The organism is Spongiimicrobium sp. 3-5 (assembly GCF_046557915.1).
GTDB lineage: Bacteria > Bacteroidota > Bacteroidia > Flavobacteriales > Flavobacteriaceae > JBHEBG01.
Genome location: NZ_JBHEBG010000001.1, coordinates 1,620,465 through 1,642,651 on the forward strand (window position 1 = coordinate 1,620,465; position 22,187 = coordinate 1,642,651).

16 protein-coding genes are annotated in these 22,187 nt (G+C 44.5%); 6 read left to right on the top strand and 10 right to left on the bottom strand.

Annotated features, from left to right (window positions below; genetic code table 11):
- The first annotated feature begins 47 nt into the window (after nucleotides 1-47).
- From ACEQ81_RS06900 to acs, 3 genes are read left to right on the top strand one after another with little or no spacing between them, the layout of a single operon-like run.
- Entirely contained in the window at nucleotides 48-305 is a 258-nt protein-coding gene (locus tag ACEQ81_RS06900) for a DUF4212 domain-containing protein (RefSeq protein WP_411030117.1), read from the top strand.
- Between the two features lie 29 nt (nucleotides 306-334).
- Entirely contained in the window at nucleotides 335-2,026 is a 1,692-nt protein-coding gene (locus ACEQ81_RS06905; RefSeq protein ID WP_411030118.1) for a sodium:solute symporter family protein, read from the top strand.
- Nucleotides 2,027-2,038: 12 nt separating this feature from the next.
- A complete protein-coding gene (acs, locus tag ACEQ81_RS06910) occupies nucleotides 2,039-3,946 on the top strand; it encodes an acetate--CoA ligase (RefSeq protein ID WP_411030119.1) in 1,908 nt (635 codons plus the stop codon).
- Nucleotides 3,947-3,990: 44 nt separating this feature from the next.
- On the opposite strand, the gene ACEQ81_RS06915 is transcribed toward acs, so the two are convergent.
- The 4 genes from ACEQ81_RS06915 to ACEQ81_RS06930 form a co-directional block, all read right to left on the bottom strand.
- Nucleotides 3,991-5,244, bottom strand: a complete 1,254-nt coding sequence (locus tag ACEQ81_RS06915; RefSeq protein WP_411030120.1) for an NRAMP family divalent metal transporter — start codon at nucleotides 5,242-5,244, stop codon at nucleotides 3,991-3,993.
- Nucleotides 5,245-5,304: 60 nt separating this feature from the next.
- Nucleotides 5,305-5,940: a vancomycin high temperature exclusion protein gene (locus ACEQ81_RS06920; RefSeq protein WP_411030121.1), complete on the bottom strand. Its 636-nt coding sequence runs from the start codon at nucleotides 5,938-5,940 to the stop codon at nucleotides 5,305-5,307.
- A gap of 322 nt (nucleotides 5,941-6,262) precedes the next feature.
- On the bottom strand, nucleotides 6,263-6,433 hold the full coding sequence (locus ACEQ81_RS06925) for a DUF6747 family protein (RefSeq protein WP_411030122.1): 171 nt from the start codon (nucleotides 6,431-6,433) through the stop codon (nucleotides 6,263-6,265).
- A gap of 218 nt (nucleotides 6,434-6,651) precedes the next feature.
- Entirely contained in the window at nucleotides 6,652-6,876 is a 225-nt protein-coding gene (locus ACEQ81_RS06930) for a hypothetical protein (RefSeq protein WP_411030123.1), read from the bottom strand.
- A gap of 337 nt (nucleotides 6,877-7,213) precedes the next feature.
- On the opposite strand from ACEQ81_RS06930, the gene ACEQ81_RS06935 reads away from it, so the two are divergent.
- A complete protein-coding gene (locus ACEQ81_RS06935; protein WP_411030124.1) occupies nucleotides 7,214-8,320 on the top strand; it encodes a helix-turn-helix domain-containing protein in 1,107 nt (368 codons plus the stop codon).
- 38 nt (nucleotides 8,321-8,358) lie between these two features.
- Here the strand turns inward: ACEQ81_RS06935 and ACEQ81_RS06940 are convergent, their stop codons facing one another.
- The 4 genes from ACEQ81_RS06940 to ACEQ81_RS06955 all read right to left on the bottom strand — a co-directional run bounded on the left by ACEQ81_RS06940 (nucleotide 8,359) and on the right by ACEQ81_RS06955 (nucleotide 15,072).
- Entirely contained in the window at nucleotides 8,359-8,925 is a 567-nt protein-coding gene (locus tag ACEQ81_RS06940) for a hypothetical protein (RefSeq protein ID WP_411030125.1), read from the bottom strand.
- Nucleotides 8,926-9,137: 212 nt separating this feature from the next.
- Nucleotides 9,138-10,040 carry a hypothetical protein gene (locus ACEQ81_RS06945; RefSeq protein ID WP_411030126.1) on the bottom strand — a complete coding sequence of 301 codons (903 nt, stop codon included), beginning with the start codon at nucleotides 10,038-10,040 and terminating at the stop codon, nucleotides 9,138-9,140.
- A 29-nt stretch (nucleotides 10,041-10,069) separates the two neighbouring features.
- A complete protein-coding gene (locus ACEQ81_RS06950) occupies nucleotides 10,070-11,800 on the bottom strand; it encodes a SusD/RagB family nutrient-binding outer membrane lipoprotein (protein ID WP_411030127.1) in 1,731 nt (576 codons plus the stop codon).
- A gap of 17 nt (nucleotides 11,801-11,817) precedes the next feature.
- Nucleotides 11,818-15,072 carry a SusC/RagA family TonB-linked outer membrane protein gene (locus ACEQ81_RS06955; protein ID WP_411030128.1) on the bottom strand — a complete coding sequence of 1,085 codons (3,255 nt, stop codon included), beginning with the start codon at nucleotides 15,070-15,072 and terminating at the stop codon, nucleotides 11,818-11,820.
- A 474-nt stretch (nucleotides 15,073-15,546) separates the two neighbouring features.
- On the opposite strand from ACEQ81_RS06955, the gene ACEQ81_RS06960 reads away from it, so the two are divergent.
- Nucleotides 15,547-16,653, top strand: coding sequence for an alpha/beta hydrolase-fold protein (locus tag ACEQ81_RS06960; RefSeq protein ID WP_411030129.1), 1,107 nt, complete (start codon nucleotides 15,547-15,549; stop codon nucleotides 16,651-16,653).
- A gap of 518 nt (nucleotides 16,654-17,171) precedes the next feature.
- The gene (locus tag ACEQ81_RS06965; protein WP_411030130.1) at nucleotides 17,172-21,365 is read left to right on the top strand and encodes a gliding motility-associated C-terminal domain-containing protein; all 4,194 of its coding nucleotides are present in this window, start codon (nucleotides 17,172-17,174) and stop codon (nucleotides 21,363-21,365) included.
- Between the two features lie 74 nt (nucleotides 21,366-21,439).
- Here ACEQ81_RS06965 and ACEQ81_RS06970 read toward each other — a convergent pair whose 3' ends face one another.
- Nucleotides 21,440-21,874 (bottom strand): SRPBCC family protein, encoded by a 435-nt coding sequence (locus ACEQ81_RS06970; protein ID WP_411030131.1) that lies wholly within the window; start codon nucleotides 21,872-21,874, stop codon nucleotides 21,440-21,442.
- Nucleotides 21,861-22,187: an ArsR/SmtB family transcription factor gene (locus tag ACEQ81_RS06975; protein WP_411030132.1), complete on the bottom strand. Its 327-nt coding sequence runs from the start codon at nucleotides 22,185-22,187 to the stop codon at nucleotides 21,861-21,863. Before ACEQ81_RS06975 ends, ACEQ81_RS06970 begins: the two co-directional genes overlap by 14 nt.

Consider the following 22,187-nt stretch of genomic DNA (forward strand, 5'->3'; position numbering starts at 1 on the left):
TATTAAATTATTGTGGATTTCCTATATTTACCGAAACGGTAGTTCTAGTGGATAAAGATTCTTCAGCAAAAGCTTATTGGAAAGAAAATCTCATTTATTTGGCCATTCTTCTGGCTATATGGTTTCTGGTCTCTTATGGTTTCGGGATTATTTTAAAGGATTCCTTGGATAAAATCCCTTTAGGCGGGTTTAAACTAGGCTTTTGGTTTGCGCAGCAAGGTTCAATTTACGTTTTTGTAATACTCATTTTCGTCTACGTTGGATTGATGAACAAACTAGATAAAAAATACGGTTTTGATGAATAATTCCAAAAAAACCAAAATGCACTAAAATTATGGATGTACAAGAATGGACCTATGCTATAGTGGGCATAACTTTTGCGCTTTATATTGGAATAGCTATTTGGTCTAGAGCGGGTTCTACCAAGGAATTTTATATAGCAGGTGGTGGGGTGCCCCCCTTGGCAAATGGATTGGCCACAGCAGCGGATTGGATGTCGGCCGCTTCTTTTTTAGGCATGGCAGGCCTTATTTCTTTTAGCGGCTATGACGGTTCTGTGTATCTTATGGGTTGGACAGGTGGCTACGTGCTTCTTGCCCTGCTTTTGGCACCCTATCTAAGAAAGTTTGGCAAGTTTACCGTTCCCGACTTCATTGGTGACCGGTATTATTCTAACGTGGCACGTACGGTAGCGGTAATCTGTGCGCTGTTGGTTTCCTTTACCTATGTAGCAGGGCAGATGCGTGGCGTAGGATTGGTATTTTCTAGGTTTTTGGAAGTCCCCATCAATACAGGCGTTATCATCGGGATGTTAATTGTTCTGTTTTATGCCGTTTTGGGAGGTATGAAAGGTATAACCTATACACAGGTTGCACAGTATTGTGTGCTGATTTTTGCTTTTATGGTACCGGCAATTTTCATTTCAATTCAAATGACAGGAAATCCTGTTCCACAATTGGGGATGGGAAGTAATGTTACCGGGGAGGCTATCTCACTTTTGGATAAACTTGATGGACTTTCTACCGAACTTGGTTTTGCCAAGTATACAGACGGTTCCAAGAAGATGATCGATATCTTCTTCATTACCATGGCCCTTATGGTAGGTACTGCTGGTCTGCCACATGTTATTGTACGCTTTTTTACCGTTCCCAGAGTTAAGGACGCCAGGAAATCTGCAGGGTATGCCCTATTGTTTATTGCCATACTTTATACCACGGCTCCGGCAATTGCGGTTTTTGCCAGGACCAATTTAATAGAAACGGTCAGTGACAAAAAGTATGAAGATATGCCCGGTTGGTTTTCCAAATGGGAGACTACGGGTTTAATAAAATTTAATGATAAGAATAACGATGGTCTTATCCAATACGTAGCCGATGAGGCAACCAACGAGCTCGATGTAGATGCCGATATTATGGTATTGGCAAACCCTGAAATTGCCAATTTACCCAATTGGGTAATTGCTCTTGTGGCTGCCGGCGGTTTAGCAGCGGCCCTGTCCACGGCGGCAGGACTACTTTTGGTAATTTCCACTTCCATATCGCACGATTTAATTAAAAAACAGCTAAAACCAAATATTTCGGACAAAGGTGAGCTTATAGCTGCCCGTTTATCAGCCGTTGTTGCGGTTTGTATCGCCGGATATTTTGGAATAAACCCACCGGATTTTGTAGCGGCAACCGTAGCCCTGGCATTTGGATTGGCCGCCGCATCCTTTTTTCCGGCAATAATTATGGGTATTTTTTATAAACGGATGAACAAGGAAGGAGCCATCGCCGGCATGGTGGTAGGCATGGTGGCCATGTTATTCTATATGTTAAAATTTAAATTTGATATGTTTGGAGGTGGAACCCAAAAAGATTGGTGGTTCGGTATTTCTGCAGAAGGCTTTGGTACAGTAGCTATGCTACTAAATTTTATAGTTTCGATAACAATCTCGAAATTTACAAAAGAACCGCCCAAAGAAGTTCAGGAAATAGTGGAAAATATTAGGGTTCCTAGTGGAGCAGGAACAGCACAATCGCATTAAAGTAATTTTCGCATGAGTAATTATCACATAAAACATTTAGAAGAATATTTTCAGGTTTATAGAAAATCTGTTCGCGAACCAGAAAGTTTCTGGGAAGAAATTGCCGAGGAACACTTCGTATGGCGCAAAAAATGGGACAACGTTCTGGATTGGGATTTTACCAAACCAGAGATAAAGTGGTTTAAAAATGCAAAACTGAATATTACGGAAAACTGTTTGGATAGGCATTTACCAACTAGGGGAGATAAAACGGCGATACTTTTTGAACCTAACGACCCTGAAGAGCAAACCGAACATATTACGTATAAACAGTTGCACGAACGTGTGTCTAGAATGGCGAATGTATTTAAAGACCATGGTGTACAAAAAGGAGATAGGGTATGCATTTATTTACCTATGATCCCGGAACTTGCGGTTGCCGTTTTGGCGTGTGCCCGCATAGGTGCTATTCATTCTGTTGTTTTTGCAGGTTTTTCTGCCATTGCCTTAGCTACACGTATCAATGATAGTGACTGCAAGCTTGTAGTTACGTCCGATGGCTCCTACAGGGGAAATAAGACCATCAACCTAAAAGGAATTGTAGATGCCGCCCTAGAAGATTGCCCAGGTGTGGAGCACGTACTCGTGGTTAAGCGAACAGGAGAAAGTATTGACATAAAGAAAGGAAGGGATAAATGGTTACAGCCCCTATTGGATAAGGCTTATGCAGACTGCAACGCCGAAATTATGGACGCCGAGGATCCTTTGTTCATTCTTTATACATCCGGATCTACAGGGAAACCCAAAGGGATGGTACATACCTGCGCCGGATACATGGTATACACGGCGTATACTTTTAAAAACGTATTCCAATACAAGGAAGAGGACGTTTATTGGTGTACTGCCGATATCGGATGGATTACCGGACATTCCTACATTGTTTATGGTCCTTTGATCAATGGGGCCACTACTGTGATGTTCGAAGGAGTACCGTCGTATCCCGACTATGGAAGGTTTTGGGAAGTGGTGGAAAAGCACAAGATAAACCAGTTCTATACTGCACCGACGGCGATACGGGCATTGGCCAAAGAAAATTTGAGCTATGTTGAAAAATATGACCTATCGTCCTTACGGGTGCTTGGTACAGTAGGGGAGCCCATTAATGAAGAGGCATGGCACTGGTACAATAACAATATTGGGCAAAAACAAAGCCCCATTGTAGATACATGGTGGCAAACGGAAACAGGAGGGATCATGATTTCTCCAATACCCTACGTAACACCCACAACGCCCACTTACGCCACTTTACCTTTTATAGGTATACAGCCAGCGCTAATGGATGAGCAAGGCAAGGAAATAAAGGGCAATCAGGTAGAAGGACGACTCTGCATCAAATTTCCATGGCCTTCTATGGCCCGGACCATTTGGGGAGATCACGATCGGTATCGCGATACATATTTTACCGCCTACCAAAACAATTACTTTACAGGTGATGGAGCCCTTAGAGATGCCGTAGGATATTATAGAATTACCGGTAGGGTAGATGACGTAATTATAGTTTCTGGTCATAATCTCGGTACAGCACCCATCGAGGATTCCATTAATGAACATCCTGCCGTGGCAGAATCGGCTATCGTAGGCTTCCCCCACGATGTAAAGGGCAATGCACTTTACGGATTTGTAATCTTAAAAGAAACAGGGGAAAGTAGAGATCGAGACAACTTAAGAAAAGAGATAAATCAGCAAATAACAGAGCAGATAGGCCCTATCGCTAAATTGGATAAGATTCAGTTTGTTAGTGGTGTTCCAAAGACCAGAAGTGGTAAAATAATGCGCCGAATTCTGAGAAAGATTGCTGGTAAGGATACCGAAAATCTTGGTGATATAAGTACGCTGCTGAATCCAGAAGTGGTCAAAGAAATAATGGATAATGCCTTATAAATGGCTTAAAAGCTAAATCACAACATCCGGAAGCTTGGAGAATTCTAAAAAAGAACCATCCAACAGTAATAGATAGCGAAAAGCGATAAAAATACAATTCCGGCATAGGTTAAGACCTGCAATCCTTTTTTAGGACGAAATGCTTTTGGTAGGTCATCACTCATAACGTTTTTAAGATTCATATAACCAACTACGGGGGCTAAGACAAAAGAAACAAAGGTTGCCAAAGCCACCAGTTGTCCCATATTGGCCCCAAAAGCCCATACTACAATGAAATTTACAATGGCCAAGGCAATTACACCTACGGTAAAATATCTTTTTCTATGGAATTTCTTATCCTTTAAAAAGAGGAGCTCAACGATATCTACACTTACACGGGCAACGGCGTCATGAGCGGTCATACATGTGCTGAACATAGTTGCAAAAGCTGAAACAGCTATAAAAATATAGGCCCAAGGACCAATATTGGTAGTGAACAAGCTCACCAACTGGTCTGCAAAAACCGTAGCGTTTCCGCTAATTTCCGTGTTGGTGCCGTATAATGTCATCCAGCCTATAATTAAAAAGAACACGGCAAATAGGGCGGTCATTAGATAACCAGAATTAAATTCTTGTAGTGCCTCTTGGAGACTTAATTTACGCTTGGTAAGCTTTAATTTTTCAATACTCCATAGACTTACCCAACTAGAAGCCTCAACGGCGGTGGGCATCCATCCAACAAGACCAATGAGAAACAAGATACCGACCTCGTTAAATATTCCCGGAGGTTGAAAATTTTCTACGGAAGCTATCTTTCCATTAAATATTACTAAAGCCGTGGTTACGATTAAAGCAACAAACAATATGGAGATTACAAATTTTAAGGAAGTTTCCAAAAATTTATAGCGCCCAATGATCAACAACGTACTGATAAAAGCAAATAGACCAAGGGCAACTGTGCTTACAGGAACATTTGCAAGGTCAAAAAGGTTAATAAAAAGCCCGGACGTAACTACATAGAGCGCAGCCAATATGGTAAAGGTTGTTATTAGCGTAATTAGGGCATAAAGCCATAAATACCCTTTTCCCCGGTTTAAATACCCTTCTATAAGACTTTTGTCGGTAACATTGGTATATCGGATCCCAAATTCAAAAAAAGGATACTTTAATATGTTTGCCAATATTATGGGAATCACCATAATCCATCCGTATTGGGCCCCTGCTTTGGTAGACAGTACTAAGTGCGATGTACCAATGGCCATGCTGGCAAACAAAAGCCCTGGCCCTAAATTTTTCAACAACGTTTTTATTTTGGACATGTACGGAAATCTTAGTTCAAAAGACTAAAATATGTTTTTTTTGCACTATAAGCACGGCATTTATTTTATTTCGATTTTTTCGCCGTAAAATTTTGGTTGTGTATTCAAGAGGAGATCCAAAAATACTTTTACCCGGGCAAAATATTCCCTAAACTGTACTTTAAAACCCTGACTCCCTTTAATGTCCCTGGCATTGAATCCAACGGCATATAGACCTTTTTTTTGAGCAATGTAAATGGCACGTTCGTTATGGAACTCTTGTGATATTACGGTAACCTCGGAGAGGCCAAAAACTTCCTTGGCCCTAACCATGGAATCCAGGGTACGAAACCCTGCATAATCCAAAAAAATACTTTCTTCAGGAATGCCCAGAGCTACCAGATCATTTTTAAAAGCGGTAGGTTCATTGTAGTAAATACTACCATTATCACCACTGACCAAAACAAATTTTATTTTTCCGGCCTCATATAGCTGAACAGTGGCATGTATTCGAAACGTATAATAGGGGTTAGGGCTTCCGTCCGTCAGTTTTTTGGAGGTTCCAAGGACAAGGCCAACCTTATTTTTTTTAATTTCAGAAATTTCAGAATAAGTCCTTCCCCGAGCAGCTATTTCAATAACCAAGTTACACAGAAGAATTAGTAGGGTAGGTAGAATTATGGAACCTATTAAAAGATACAGGTATTTTCTTTTCATGTTAGATTAAAGATAAGTAAATACCGCAACGTTTTTAATATAAAGACATTTGATTATGTTACAAATAAAACGGCTTGTGTTCGCAATAACATTCCCTGAAAATTGCAACCGCGTAAGATCCATGAATTTTTTGGAAATTGAATCCAAGGAAAGCCACAAAACCTTCCTTGGTGCAAAATTCCCGTTAGGGTCTAAATAATCTCCACTGCCGTTGCTATCAGGAAAATAATATATGACACAAAGACACAGCCTAGTGCTACAAAAAAGTCTATAAAATCAAATTTTCTCCTCATCATTTAATTGTTTAAGGGAATACGGTTCATTAATCAAAGGCAAAGCCAGTAGATACTCTAAATATGAAGGCATATAACACTACCAAAAACATAATAAAGCTAAACCATGTAAAGAACTTAAAATACTTCCTTACAATAACGTTTCCCAAGTTTTTAAACCCTTCAAAATAAATCTCCTTAATAAGTAAAATTGTTTTCATAAGTATAATTTTATGATTTACTCTAAGATGACAAAGTTCGTACCTGGTTTAGTGGAATATTCAGTTTTTAGCCCAAGGGAAGGAAAATCTTGCTGAAATACATTTTGGGCATACCAAATGGAGAATAATGGTATTTCGTCGATTATTGTTGTTGGGACGGGCTGCGAAGAATACTCGTTTCGCCCTGAAAAAAATGAATTTTACCGTTTAGGAAAGGTTTAAGAAACTTCGGGCCTCCCGTTAAGCCTCTTTTCAATTTTTCTTTTCTTTTCGGTCAACCTTTTCATCAGGTCCATTAATGTGGAATCTTTGGTCTGTTTATAGATTTCGTTGATCGATAAAATCAATTGTTTTGCTTCTCTGGAAGCCTCCACCCTATCACTTGTAGACATGTGACTTAATGTTCTTTTCTCAAATTCCAGTGCTTTTGCAATCAATTCCATAGCAATTTTTATTCAAATTTAGGCGTAATATACGTAATTACCGCAAAGCTACAATATGAAGTGCTTATGGAATAATCGGGTTTTCTTATTTATGAATATTTTAAGATACTGTTTGTATGCCGCCCAATGATCGCTAATGTACATTTTAACGTATTTTCTGGGAAATGAAAAACCTTGGCTCATGGAGAAAAGAGCAACCGGAATGTACCTATAGGAGTAATTATACCAATGGTATGGAAATAGTGTTAAAAGTAAGTGTAAATGTGTAAACCCTGATTGGCATTGACAAAGTACTGTTTCTTAATTTGTTAAATTTGTTACATATTCTAGGAGACAAATGAATTTTTGGGAAATAATATTGCTTTTTTTTGCCTTTCAGGCATTGGTCTATGCACTGCTGCTTTTTGCAAAAAAAAGTAAGCTTAGGCAAGCAAATGCGTTATGGGGCACATTTCTAGTACTTTTTTCGTTCTGCATTTTCTATAGCGTAATGTATTGGTCCAATGGTGTGGACAAGCTTAATGTAAAACTGGCCTATTTATACCTTATGCCGGTTTCTTTGTATGGACCACTGTTTTTTTTATACGTTAAAACCCTAACCACAGGAAAAGGATTAAGACCTAAAGATTTTCTTCACTTTATTCCCTTCTTAATCGTTCTGATGAATTTCAGCGTATTTTACTTTTCCTCGCTAGAGAGAAAACTGGAAATCGTATATAACGGCGGGGTGGATTCAGTAACTTGGATTCCAAAAACCTTATTTCACTGGGGGCTTACGGCCAGTATATTAATTTATTCATATATGGCCTACAGGGAATATAAAAAGTACTACACCAAGGATTTTGAAATGAGTTTGTGGCTTAAACTTATCTCCATGGCCTTTGCCGGATTTGGTGTTTTTTGGTTAATTTTTATAATTCTTTTAAAGCTTGATACTTTAGAGGCCCATGAAGATTATTTTCTAACATTTGCCATGATGTTTTTTGTGGGCTTAACCACCTACTTTGGGTTTAACCATTCGGAAATATTCAATGGAAAACCATTAAAACGGGTTTTCCCTATTATAAAATATGAAAAATCAGGGTTATCCAAAAAGGTTCTGGCAGAACTAAGGGCTAAACTTTTGCATCTTATGGAAGTAAATTTGCTGTATTTGGATAGTGAGCTTAAGCTAACCGATTTGGCCGAACAACTAAACATTTCTAGACATCATACTTCACAGATAATCAATGAATGTTTTCAAATGAGTTTTTACGAATTTATAAACAAGTACCGCATTGAAGAGGCGGAAAGATTATTGATTGATGAGTCGGAGAACGATTTGAACATTACCGATATTGCCTATAAATCTGGATTCAATAACAGGATTTCCTTTTACAACGCCTTTAAAAAATATGTGGGCATTACCCCTTCCGAGTATAGGAACAGGAATTTGGCTTCCTAATTAACCAATTAAGGAGTTTGCTTTCGGGTCTTGAAGGTCTATAGAGCCCGTTCATATTTTATTCTCCATAACAATTTCCATGTTTTACCACCGTCATAAGAGGATTCCCAATCCCAGGTAAAAGAGTTTTTCTTGATATCCATAAAAACCATACGCGAAACAATCTTTTTACCATCTTTCTCAACAACCTGTGTTTTGAAAATTCGTTTGTCATCGTCAAATTCCCCTATCAGGTCATAGTATCCACCCTGATTATCTGCCCATGCCTGTTTCCATCGTTTAAGTTTGGGCTGATATATCGAAATACTTATACCTTTAAAGCCCTTTCCCTGACCTTCCGTGATCCGGAAATCTTCCTTAATTACCTTGCTGTCCAAAATCTTAGTAATTTTGTTTGTGGCCTTTCCAATTTTCCCGTCTCCTTCATCCCAACTGGCGTGCCATTTACCTACCCAAAAATCAAACGACTTTTCTTCGGGTAGACTCAATTCTGGACTTACCCTAGATACCTTGGGGATATTGATGTTATTATAGGATATATCATTAGAGGTACCTAAAGAACTCAATATAAAACAGACCGGAAGTATAATTTTTGTAAAACCCATATGCTCATTGTTTAATTAGTACAAAGAAGCGCAAATCCCTGCTGTTTTTGGTTAATCTACATCGGATTATTAATTTTTACATCTTTTGATAGTTATGAAAATCAAGTGCGGACATATTGATGTATGCTAATGAAAAAACCTTCTAGAAACTTAGTTTCCAGAAGGTTTAACGAATTAATTAAAATACTAATACGAGAAGAATAGCAAGGTTTTTAGTTTTTTGTTAGGGTAAAGGCCTGGTTTTGTGAGGACCCCGAGAAATCGAGGCTCAGGTTGATGTCCCCTGTACAGGTCCCTACAGTGCCATCGCCGGTCACGGTGGTTATAAAGCCGCCTCCATAGTCCCATGGTTCATTGGAGCTTACCAGAACGGTCCCATCGGAAGGGTCTATGGTCACCAGTAAATAGGAGGTAGCCGTATTTATCACAAACGGGCGCACAGTATTTGGGAGTCGGAAGGTAAATTCGCCATCCGTTCCGGTAAATTCGGCAGGCACGGTCTCCCCCCCGGCATAATCTGCCCATACATCCGCTGTAACGGTGTAATTGCCCTGAAAGAGCGATGCATCGGGAAGGGCACAAAAGAACTGTACGGAATAGGCAAAGGGCGAGCTAAAGAAGGAACCGTTGAGCACGGTACCCTTACCTCTATTGGTAAATTCCCTGCCGTCCGTGAGCTTGGCCACCAACCTAATGATAAAAGAGTCCGCACTGTCGTAATCACCGGCCTGCAGGCCCAATACGGTCAGGGCTTCGTCCAATGTAATGGTAACCTCACTTCTAGGAAACCCGAAGGGCCCTTCCGAAAAAGCGGAGGCAGGTACGGTCTTTACCAAGGTTTCTGTACCGGCATCTCCGTCATTTACGAACGTTATCAACAGGTCTACCTCTGATAGCAACGCCCCATTTTCCTCATCCTGGGCCTCCAAGGTAACGCTCCATGCCAGGGAACTGTCGAAGAAATCGAAGGTTCCACTGTTTACGGATACCGTCCTTAGCACCAGTCCCCTTTCCACGGTGTTTTGCACGTCGTCAATCAATTTGTCGTCCTCGCTACATGCCGCTGCGGTAAGCAGCGCTAGAGCGAGAGCCATATATTTTCTTATTTTTTTCATGATCTAATTTTATATCGTTTTTTTGTCCACTAGTTTGCCATCGGGAATGCCGGTCCGGTGGGGTTGTTGTCCCAGAACACCTGTTCGGCCAAGCTGGTCCTTTGGGTGATGTTGGAGTTGGAGGTCACGGCCTGGTTGGGGTAGAACATGACCCTTGGGAACGTTCCGGGGTCCGGTTCCCTGTTGGGCTGCAAGGTGGTGGGGAATCCCGTCCTCCTATAAAAGTTATATATTTCCACACCGTTGCCATAATGGGCCACAAAATAGTTCTCGGACAGGATGTTCCACCGGTCGTCACCGCTTGCGGCCGCAAAGGCGATCCCTTCGGCCGTAATAAAATCCGTAACGTCCGCCGCCGAGGGTTCAAAAGATGTATCGGCATTGGGATCCAGCGATACAAAACCGCGGGCCTTGGCGATCTGTTTGGCCATTCCGGCCTCCAAGAAGGTCCTTGCGGCCCCGGCATCGCCATTTACAAGGGCCATCTCCGCCCTCCAAAAGTCCACCATAAAAGCGTTCAGTATCGGGGTAATGCCTACGCCATTACCGCCTAATGACGCTACATTGGTCTGTCCTACAGCACTGAAGGTATTATCGTCAAAACGTCCCCCGGCCGGGTATACGCCCCAAGTGCTTCTTAGCGGTCCATCTGGAGGTGTCCCTTGATCGTCCCCATGGTCCCTTCCCCAATATCCATTGGGAAGCGCACAGAAAGTAAAACCGCCCGCGGTATAATGTGCCGGCGGTGTCTGCAGGGAGCACCGTATGGTCTGCTCGTCCGGTGGAAGCTCCTCTCCGGGCACCTCATTGGTCTGTCGATAGAAATAGTAACGTATCCTGGGATCGTTTTTCAATTGCATTTGGTTCACAAGCCAATTGGAAGTATAATCTGCAGGCCCGTTAGATATGTAGTTAAGACCGTAGCGGGGATGCCTGTTATCTGGCTGTGCCGCACTTGTTCCGGGCCAGTTCCAATCCAGGTCGTCCGCTGTATCGGTGATATAATTGCCCGAAGCCACAATGGCGTTGAAGGCCGCTACTGCTCCGGGATCTACCAAGCGGGTCTGGAGGTAGAGCTTCATTTTCAGCGTGTTGGCCGCCTTTACCCATTTGGTATAGTCATTGTTATAAAACAATTCTGTTGGAGGCGTAGCTGTTGCCGTATTGGTAAAGTTTGCTATGGCCTGGTCCAAAAGTGCCTGGGCCGCCGCGTAAACGGATTCGCCACTGTCCAATGAAGGGTTTAGGATCTCCGGTGCCTGTGCGGCCTCGGTATAGGGAATGTCCCCAAAAAAGTCCACCAGGGTACTGATGATATAGGCCTCTATGAACTGGGCAATGCCCAAATGTCTGGTAAGCCCCGCATCCTCTGCCAAGGGTGTCATATTTCTAATATCCCTTAATATCCCTCTGTAGGCGTTGTCCCACTCATCGTCCACATCGGTGTCCTGATAGGTACTGGCATAATCCCTGCTCCGCATCTGCATTACCCTTGTAAGTTCCATGCCCAGAGGGGAGAGGCCATCACCAATTTGGAAACCACCTCCCGTAAAGTTATCGTTGGGATCCCCGCTTACATCACCGTCCAATTGTCTTGCAAAGTCTTCCTGCATGGAGGTTATGAAGAAATCGGGCCCTGCTTGGTCCGGGGTCAGGAAATTGGGGTCGCTGGTGATGTCCAGTTCGGTGGTCTCACAGGAGGTCCCTATCAACAGCCCCACAAGGAGGGCCAATGCTATATATCTGTTTGTTCTTTTCATTTTTCTATTTTTTTATCTTAAAATGTTGCTTTTACACTGAAGCCGTACCTTCTTGAACTGGGCCCGTTTAGGAATTCGAAACCGAAGCCGTTGCCCACGCCCGTACCGGAGGTATTGGGGTCAAAGTTGGCCCCGTTGGGTGTGTTTATGGCATCGTACCAGAGGTTGAAGCCAGTGGCGGTAAAGGAAAGGGAACCGAAAGGGGTATCCTTCAAATACCTTTTGGGCACGTTGTATCCAAGGCTCACTTCCTGCAAACGGATCACCGTGGCATCATAGACCTGTAGCTCCGATGGCCCGTTAAGAACATTACTGAAGAAGTAATCCGAGTTGTTGATCTGCGCATCGTTCACACGACCGTCGCTCTGCTGTACCCCTGGGAGTACGAAGGTGTTCTCCCTGTTTACGGTCTCCACGATAAGGCCCCTTCCCAACAGGGTGGATATGGTACTGGACCATATGTCCCCGCCTTGGGTGTAATTGAACTGAAAACCGAGGGTGAAGTTCTTAAAGGAGAAACTGTTGTTGAGGTTGGCCACCCAATCGGGGTTGGGGTCACCTATGATACCGTTCTGTGGATCCTGCACATAATCGCCCACGGCGTTCACCACAAGCTGTCCACTGTCATCCCTGAGTACCCGGGTCCCAAAAATGACCCCCAACGGCTCGCCCTGTATGGCGGCATTTCCCAGATTACCAAAACCGGAATAAACAATTTGGTCCGTCTCTTGCCCCAAGTCGGTTACCTCGGTTTCATTGGCGGTAAAGTTAATGTTGGTGTTCCAATTGAAACCGCCCTCTTCCCTGTTCCTGAATATGTTGAGGCCCAGATCCACTTCGATACCCTCGCCCTTTATTTCCCCAACGTTGGTGTTGGTACGGAAGAACCCTGAGGAAGGGTCCAATGGTTGGGATACGATGAGGTCCGTGGTGGTCCTTTGGTAGAGGGACACGTCCAAGGTGATCCTGCCTTCCCACCATCTGGATTCGATGCCCAGTTCTATCTCGGACACCTGTTCCGGTTTAAGATCGGGATTGCCCAGTGTAAGCGGACTGGTATTGGTCACGATATTGGTGCCCGTGGCATCCTGAAAATCCTGGGTGTCCAAACTTAATCTGTTGGCCACGGGGAAATTATCGGAATTTGCATCGGGGAACCCTGCCGACGTACCGTAACCGGCCCTTATCTTAAGGTAGTTGAGCACGTTCTCGCTCTTTAGCCCCTCAATGGCCTTGGTGGGCACAAAAGAGAGACTGGCACTTGGATAGAAGAGCGATCTGTTGTCCTTGGCCAGGTTGGATACCCAATCGTTCCTTCCCGCAAGTGTAAGATATACGTAGCGGTCGTAATCAAATTCCAACTGGCCGTAAAGGCCTATCACGTTCCTTTCGGAGGAGTCCTGTATTTCGTTTTGGTTAAGAAAATTGAAATGTCTGAGTACCCCGAAGACCTGTTGGGCATCGCTGGATACCCCGCTCTGGTCGAAGATCTCCCTTCGTCCGTTGGCCCCTATGTTAAAGGTGGTGCCTATCTTTTCGGTAAGGTCGTAATCCCCGTTGATGGCCAGGTTATGGTCCCAGATGGTGTTGGTGTTGTTCCAGGTTTCATAAATACCACTGGCCAATCTGGGCTGCGGCACGTTACCGTTGATCCCCCCCTTGTTTTGGAAGTTGAGGTTGTTCTCGCTATAGACATCGAGGCCCGCTCGGTATACTACATTAAGGTTGTCGTTGAGCTGATATTGTAATGCCATATTACCAAAGACCCTGTTGGTCTCCTGTTCGGTACCGGCGTTGTTCACCGTCCATAATGGATGCTGTATGTCGTTACCGTTTCTATAATACACGCTTCTACCATCTATGGGACTTTGGAAGGGAAGACCCACTAGATCAACACTCCTTGGAGTAAAGAACAAGTCCCCAAAAACGGAAGATCCGGATCCTGTTGCCCCGTTGCCCTGGCTGAGTGCCACGGGAGGGGATATAAACTTGGTCCTTGCAAAGTTAAGGGTGCCCGATACGGTGAATTTGTTGCTTAGTTCCGCACGTCCTCCCACACTGATGTTGTTACGGTTAAGGCTGTTGCCCGGTGTAAACCCCTTATCTTTTAGGTAACCGTAGTTGGCGTTGTAGGATACCTTACCATCGGCTGAGGCCCCACTTACGTTGATGGAGGTGTTGGCCACGGTCCCCGTTTTAAAGAACTGTCCAAAACTGTCATAGGGCCTCCATTCATAGCGTTGGCCTGCAAATTCAGGAAAACCCTGCTGCCCAGCTATAGATAAGGTATAAGGATGTGGTAAGGTACCGTTGGCGTCAAAAGCATTGCTGTTGCCCCATCCGGAAATACCACCTTGGTCAAAACTGGGCCCCCAGTTACTGAAGAACCATCCGAAGGCTTGGTCAAAGCCACCCCCGTATTGGTCCTGATATTCCGGGGTAGATGCGATCTCGTTGAAGAAGAAGGAAGAGTTTACGGTAATCTCGGTCTTTTTTGCCCCTTGTCCCCCGGCACCTGCCTTGGTGGTGATAAGGATCACCCCGTTTCTACCTAGGGAACCGTAAAGTGTTGAGGCCGCAAGGCCCTTGAGCACGTTTACGCTCTCTATGCTGTTGGGATCCAGATCCAGGAACCTGCTCGACCCGTTGTTACCGTTGATGAAATCATTTCTAGACCCCTGTCTTCCGGAAGGGTTGGTATCCCCGTTGAAGGGCACCCCGTCGACTATGAAGAGTGGTTGATTGCTCTGGCTGAACGAGTTGTATCCCCTTATCACGATATTGGTACCGGAACCCGAGAGCCCGCTCTGGGCGGTAATGTTCACGCCCGATGCCTTTCCTGTGAGCACACGTCCAAGGTCGCCCTCGGTACGGTTCTCCAATTGCTCGGAACTTACCTCGGCCACGGCATATCCCAGGGCCTGTTTCTCCCTTTTGATGCCCAGGGCGGTAACGATGACCTCCTCCAATGCCTGGGCGTCCTCCTGCATCCGTACATTTATGGTATCGTCCGCCCCCACGTTGCGCCTAACGTCCTGTTGGCCGATATAGGAGAAGACCAGTACCTGTCCGGTGGCGGCCCCCACGGAGTAGTTGCCGTCGAAGTCCGTCTGGGTACCCGTTGTGGTACCGTCAACAACGATGTTGACCCCGGGCAAGGGTAGACCGTCCTGGTCGGTGACCGTACCCGAAATCGTTTTTTCCTGGGCCAGTACCGATGTCATGGTAAGTAACATAAGTACCAAAAGCCCCCAGTGATTCTTTAATTTCATAGAGTTTAAAGTTTTGTTAGTAATTAAATAAGTCCTTGCAACTGAGAAAGGTGGGCGGGAGAAGGGTATTGATAGCTAATTCAAATAATTACCCCTTAAAAAATGAGAACAAAACCGGGTAATGGAATTTGTTTCTCCAGAAGAAGTAAGGCCTCTCACCGCCTCACCTTTACAATTGCGGGGTAAAACAAGAGAAATAAACTAGCTTGGATGCTAACGCCGACGGGCATAAACATAAAATCCGACGTGCGTTAACATTTACAAAATCCGAGATTTCGCTCAACAGACCAAGGAATGGGTAACGGAAAGAATTCGAAGGTTTTTGAAAAACCTATAGGAGTATGTAGGTCAATTGTTTTTTCGTTTACGAAATACCACAGAACCATGCTTGGTGATTTGGACAAAACTAGTTTTGCCACAACACTCTTTTTTTAGCGTCTCTTTAGAAACTAATCATTTTTTGGAATAACAGTTATGAAAGAACTAACTACGTTAATTTTCGTTGGATGTTTATTAATTGCTTGTCCAACGGCCAGTGCGCAAGTGGAACAATTTACATTGTCGTCCAATATTTTAAACGAAGACCGTGAAGTTTATGTGCAATTACCCCTGTCATACGACCCGCAGGCCAAGTATCCTGTGGTATTTCTGACGGATGCCCAGTTTCATTTCAATATGGTTTCCGATGCCCTTCAAATGCTTTATCAAGGTGGATTCCCTAAAGTTATTCTGGTAGGTATTCCTCACAAAGACCGACTTAAGGACCTAACCGCATCAAAGACCGATGAATCTCCAACAAGTGGGGGCGCATTAAGTTTTTTGCGATTTATCAAAGAAGAGCTGTTGCCAGAATTAAGCGCTAAGTACGCAATATCAAAATACAAAGTGCTTATGGGGCATTCTGCCGGAGGCCTGTTTTCTGTATTCGCTATGGTTAACGAACCTTTACTTTTCAACGCCCACATTGCCATTACACCTACGGTTAGATGGGATAATTTGGCCATTTTTAAGACTTTTCCAGTTCGTTTTTTTGATGATTTCGTTACACAAAAAAAGCGACTGTTTCTAGGATTGGGAAATGAAGTGGGGAAGGAACGAGAAGGAGTTGTACAGTTGAAGGAACTTTTTGAGAGTCATTTGGCCGATTCTCCTCAATTTACCTATACCGAATTTTTGGACGAATCGCATTCCACTGTACCTTGGGTAGGATACTGGGCTGGACTAAAAACCGTTTTTGGAGCCTTCAAATTATCCAATTATAGAGATTTGCCGTTGGATGATATAGTAAAGTATTACGCAAGGGTAGGTGCGGAGTATGATGCCGATATACGAGTTCCCCAAAGGATATTGTTGGATTTGGGAACAACGGCTATGGAAAAAAAAGAGTACTCACTAGCCAAAATTATCTTTGAATATTATAGTGAAAACTACCCTAAAATACCGTTTCCCAAACGCTATTTGGGAGACATCCACTTTGAGCAAGGCAATTTTAAAACTGCAAAAAACTGCTATTTGCAGGCATTGGACATTTTTCCTTCCGAATATGTAAAATCCAAAATAGCCGAAATCGATGGGTTATGACGACCACGTAATTAAGTTTCTTATGCTTGATCGCAATTAATAAGAGATTATTTTCCCACTTTGATTTTTCCATAATTATTGGCAATAATTATAAGTTTTTTGACACTATTTTGCTCAATTAACCAAGAGTACCGATTATTTTGATTGATTGGGTAAATAGAGTGATGAAACGGAAGAATTTATAACATAAAGGTCCGGAGCTATTTATACCTTTAACTTTTAAAAAGAACGCTAAGGCTATACCTGTGAACTTGCAGAAAAAGAGTACTTAGCAGGAAGGCGAATCAGATTTCTTATGAATTCGGCAATAATAAGACGGCCTGATGATACCAAAATTTCTCAGAATGCCTCGTTCTACCATGTTTTTTTAAAAATCTAAATACACATTGAAACATTATTCTCCCATTTAAGTAATCAATCCTTGATTCTTAGAGGCCTTGTAAAATTAGTTAGCAGCTTCAAAAAAAGATTCTAGTAAAAAAGTTAGTATAAAATAATACAATCAAACCTACTTTAAAATGATAAAAACTGTACATCAAATATTGGACATTGGCAATCTAATTAAAAAACCAAAGAAAGCCGTTATAGTACTTTCCTTGGCATTCGGCATGTATAGCTGGGTATCTGTTGCTCAATGTACACCTCAAGATTTTTCAACAACCTTCAATACAGGTACGAATAGTACGTTTCCGGGCCCAGACCCTAATTGGACTGGTCAATGGATTACGGGCCCTTCAAGTGCTTATGCACCTCCATTAGGAGGGGTTCAAACACCAGGATCTGTAGGAAATCTTGGCGCGTGGGTAGCTGCTCCGGCTGGATCAAATTGGATAAGTATCGATTTTGGAAGTGGAATTTCAATTATACATTCTGATGCCGATGGCGATGGTGTAATTAATGAGACCTCAGCATCCAATGGACCAACAGGGGATAACGTTGCGGTTAGATTTACAAATACATTTACACTGCCACCATTGGCAAACCCTAATGACTTTGCACTTTCTTTTGGTATAGCTTCGGATAACTGTATTTCTGAAATTAGAGTAAATGGGGTCGTTCAAGTTGGAGCAGTAGCCGGTTGTGGCCCTTTGAGTACAAGATTTAATCCACTTGAAAATGTAACATTAAGCAATAACTGGCAAGTAGGTGCAAATACAGTTGAAATAGTGGCTATTTCAGCACCCTTTGCTTTTGGGTTTTTAATTGCGAATGCGACTGTTTGTTTCGACCCAGATACTGATGGGGATGGAACGCCGGATTCACTAGACCCCGATCCGAACGATCCATGTATTGACGATGGTACTATAGGCGATGAGGACACTTCAAATGGTATTTGGCAAGCGGCTGATTGTGACGGTGATGGCGAGGACAACGGTACGGAAAATACCAACGGTACAGACCCTTTTGACCCCTGCGATGTAACCACGACTTCGGTACCTGTAGATCCCATGATGCCGGGCACCGCAGCGCAAAACGCGTACGATGTTTGGGCCGCCTCGGATTGTGATGGTGACGGCGAGGACAACGGCACTGAAAATACCAACGGTACGGACCCCTTCGACCCCTGCGATGTTACCACGGCCTCGGTACCTGTAGATCCGATGATGCCGGGCACAGCTGCACAAAACGCGTACGACGTTTGGGCAGCTTCAGATTGTGATGGTGATGGCGAGGACAACGGTACGGAAAATACCAACGGTACAGACCCTTTTGACCCCTGCGATGTTACCACGGCTTCGGTACCTGTAGATCCCATGATGCCGGGTACCCCCGCGCAAACTGCATATGATATTTGGACAGCTTCAGATTGTGATGGCGATGGCGAGGACAACGGCACTGAAAATACCAATGGTACGGATCCCTTCGACCCTTGTGATGTTACCACGGCCTCGGTACCTGTAGACCCCATGATGCCGGGCACCGCTGCGCAAAACGCGTACGATGTTTGGGCAGCCTCCGATTGCGATGGAGACGGCGAGGACAACGGTACTGAAAATACCAATGGTACGGACCCTTTTGATCCCTGTGATGTTACCACGGCTTCGGTACCTACCGATCCCATGATGCCGGGCACTGCTGCGCAAAACGCATACAACGTTTGGGCAGCCTCCGATTGTGATGGCGACGGCGAGGACAACGGTACAGAAAATACCAATGGTACGGACCCTTTTGACCCTTGCGATGTTACCACGGCATCGGTACCTGTAGATCCTATGATGCCGGGCACCCCTGCACAAAACGCATACGACGTTTGGGCTGCCTCCGATTGCGATGGCGACGGCGAGGACAATGGCACAGAAAATACCAATGGTACGGATCCTAATGATGCCTGTGATGTTACCATAGCCATGGTACCTGTAGATCCCATGATGCCGGGCACCCCTGCGCAAAACGCGTACGACGTTTGGGCGGCCTCCGATTGCGATGGCGATGGCGAGGATAACGGTACTGAAAATACCAACGGCACGGATCCTTTTGATCCTTGTGATGTTACCACGGCCTCGGTACCCATAGATCCGATGATGCCAGGTACCCCTGCGCAAAACGCATACGACGTTTGGGCAGCCTCCGATTGCGATGGCGATGGAGAGGACAACGGCACTGAAAATACCAATGGCACGGATCCCTTCGATCCTTGCGATGTTACCACAGCCTCGGTACCTGTAGATCCTATGATGCCGGGCACCCCTGCACAAAACGCATACGACGTTTGGGCAGCCTCCGATTGCGATGGCGATGGAGAGGACAACGGCACTGAAAATACCAACGGCACGGATCCCTTCGATCCCTGTGATGTTACTACGGCCTCGGTACCTGTAAATCCAATGATGCCGGGCACTGCTACGCAAAACGCATACGACGTTTGGGCGGCCTCCGATTGCGATGGCGACGGCGAGGATAACGGTACTGAAAATACCAATGGCACAGATCCCTTCGATCCTTGCGATGTTACCACGGCCTCGGTACCTGTAGATCCGATGATGCCGGGCACCGCTGCACAAAACGCGTACGACGTTTGGGCGGCCTCCGATTGCGATGGCGACGGCGAGGATAACGGCACTGAAAATACTAATGGTACGGACCCTTTTGATCCCTGCGACGTTACCACGGCTTCGGTACCTACCGATCCCATGATGCCAGGAACTGCTTCACAAAACGCTTACGATGTTTGGGCCGCCTCCGATTGCGATGGCGACGGCGAGGATAACGGCACTGAAAATACCAATGGTACGGATCCCTTCGATCCCTGCGATGTTACCACGGCTTCGATACCTACCGATCCCATGATGCCGGGCACCCCTGCACAAAACGCGTACGACGTTTGGGCCGCCTCCGATTGTGATGGCGACGGCGAGGACAATGGCACCGAAAATACCAATGGTACGGATCCTTTTGATCCCTGTGATGTTACCACGGCCTCGGTACCTATAGATCCTATGATGCCGGGCACCGCTGCGCAAAACGCGTACGATGTTTGGGCAGCTTCAGATTGTGATGGTGATGGCGAGGACAACGGTACGGAAAATATCAACGGTACGGACCCTTTTGATCCCTGCGATGTTACCACGGCTTCGGTACCTACCGATCCGATGATGCCGGGCACCGCTGCACAAACAGCTTACGATGTATGGGCCGTTGCCGATTGCGATGGCGACGGTGAGGACAACGGCACTGAAAATACCAACGGTACAGATCCGCACGACCCGTGTAGTGTAACCATGGCAGCAATACCAGCTTTCGGAGGCGTAAATTATGCTATTTGGGCAGCCGCAGATTGCGATGGTGATGGCGAGGATAACGGCACCGAGAATATAAACGCTAGCGATCCCTTTGATCCATGCGATGTTACCATGGCCACTGTCCCAGCTAATCCCATGATGCCGGGTACTCCTGCGCAAACCGCCTATGATATTTGGGCAGCTGCCGACTGTGATGGTGATGGTGCTACCAATGGCGATGAGGCCATAGATGGTAGTGATCCCTTTAACGGATGTGATTATGACACTGCGAGTCAAGATATTTCAATCGTAACCACAAATTGGCAGGCTTTGGATTGCGATGGTGATGGCGTAACAAATGAAGATGAGGTCGTGGATGGCACTGATCCCCAAGATTCTTGCGATTACGAGGTGCAAAGCGCCACCTTGGCAAATTCCAGTGCTTGGGAAGCCGAAGATTGCGATGGTGATGGTGTTACTAATCGCCAAGAGGTTGTGGATGGTACGGATCCTCAAGACGGTTGTTCCCTGATGTATTTAAACCGAGATACCACTCCTACAGAAGAATGGAATAACGGAAACTGCGACGGTGATAACTTCCCTAATGGGGATGAGGTTGCCGACAACAACGATAACGATATTCCAGACTTTCTTGAAGTTAACGGAGGTAACTTGAATGCAGAAGATGGATTGGAAGTTTTGAGTTTAGTTACACCTAATGACGACGGACTAAACGATGTACTCGTAATTCGCGGAATAGAACAGTTTCCAAACAATACACTGAGAATCTTTAACCGTTGGGGAGTACTGGTATATGAAACCAACGGTTATACCCAGGCCGGTAATTTCTTTAGGGGATTCTCCGATGGACGGGCCACTATCAACGGCAACAAAAAACTACCAACGGGAACCTATTTTTATGTCTTGCAGTATGTGAATAACGCCGGAAACGGCAGACAAAAATCCGGGTACATCTATATTAACGGAAGTTAGTGGGGATATTTACCGAAATAGCAAGCTGTTAGCAGAGAATTGAATAGATAAAATAGGTAAGTCTAACGACTTACCTATTTTATTAAGAGGTGTAACTGTTCCATCATATACCGCCATGCGGCCGACCGGTTTTCCATGTCAGTGGACATCGTTACAAATTTTTGCTCCAAAGACAATCGGGAAGCGCTAGTGGTAATTTCTTCTATGTATATTTTAACAAGGCTATTAGGGGGCTTATTGTCAATTCCGTAGTATTCAAAAGTAAAAGTTAGTTTGTGATCTTGTTCTATTTCCGTGTAATGCCCTTTAATGTAAAAACCAGTGTTATCTGGCCTTAACAATTCAATACTATAAGTGCCTCCTACGCGCACATCCATTTCTACAGCGCCTACTTTCAACTGTTTTGGACCAAACCATTGGGCAAGTGAGTTTGGGTCGGAAATCCAACGAAATAGCTCTTTAGGGGTACATTCAAACTCCCTTTGTACATAAACACTAGTCGTGGTCATTGTGTTTTTGATTGCGGATTATCTGATCCAATTTGTCAAATGATTCGTTCCAGAAGTTGGAATAATGGGAAATCCATTCAAAGGAGGACTTAAGAGCATGGGTGTTCAAGGATATTATCCGGTACTTTCCTTTTTTTTCCTTTCTTACAATTTTCGCATCTTCCAAAATTTTTATATGCTTGCTCAACGCTTGGAAAGAAACCGAAAAGCTGTCCGTAAGTTCTAGCAGGGTAGCATCCTTTTCGTATAGGAGCTCAATGATTTTTCTCCTGTTTTTATCGGCCAAGGCAGGAAAGACTTTTTCTAACTCCAT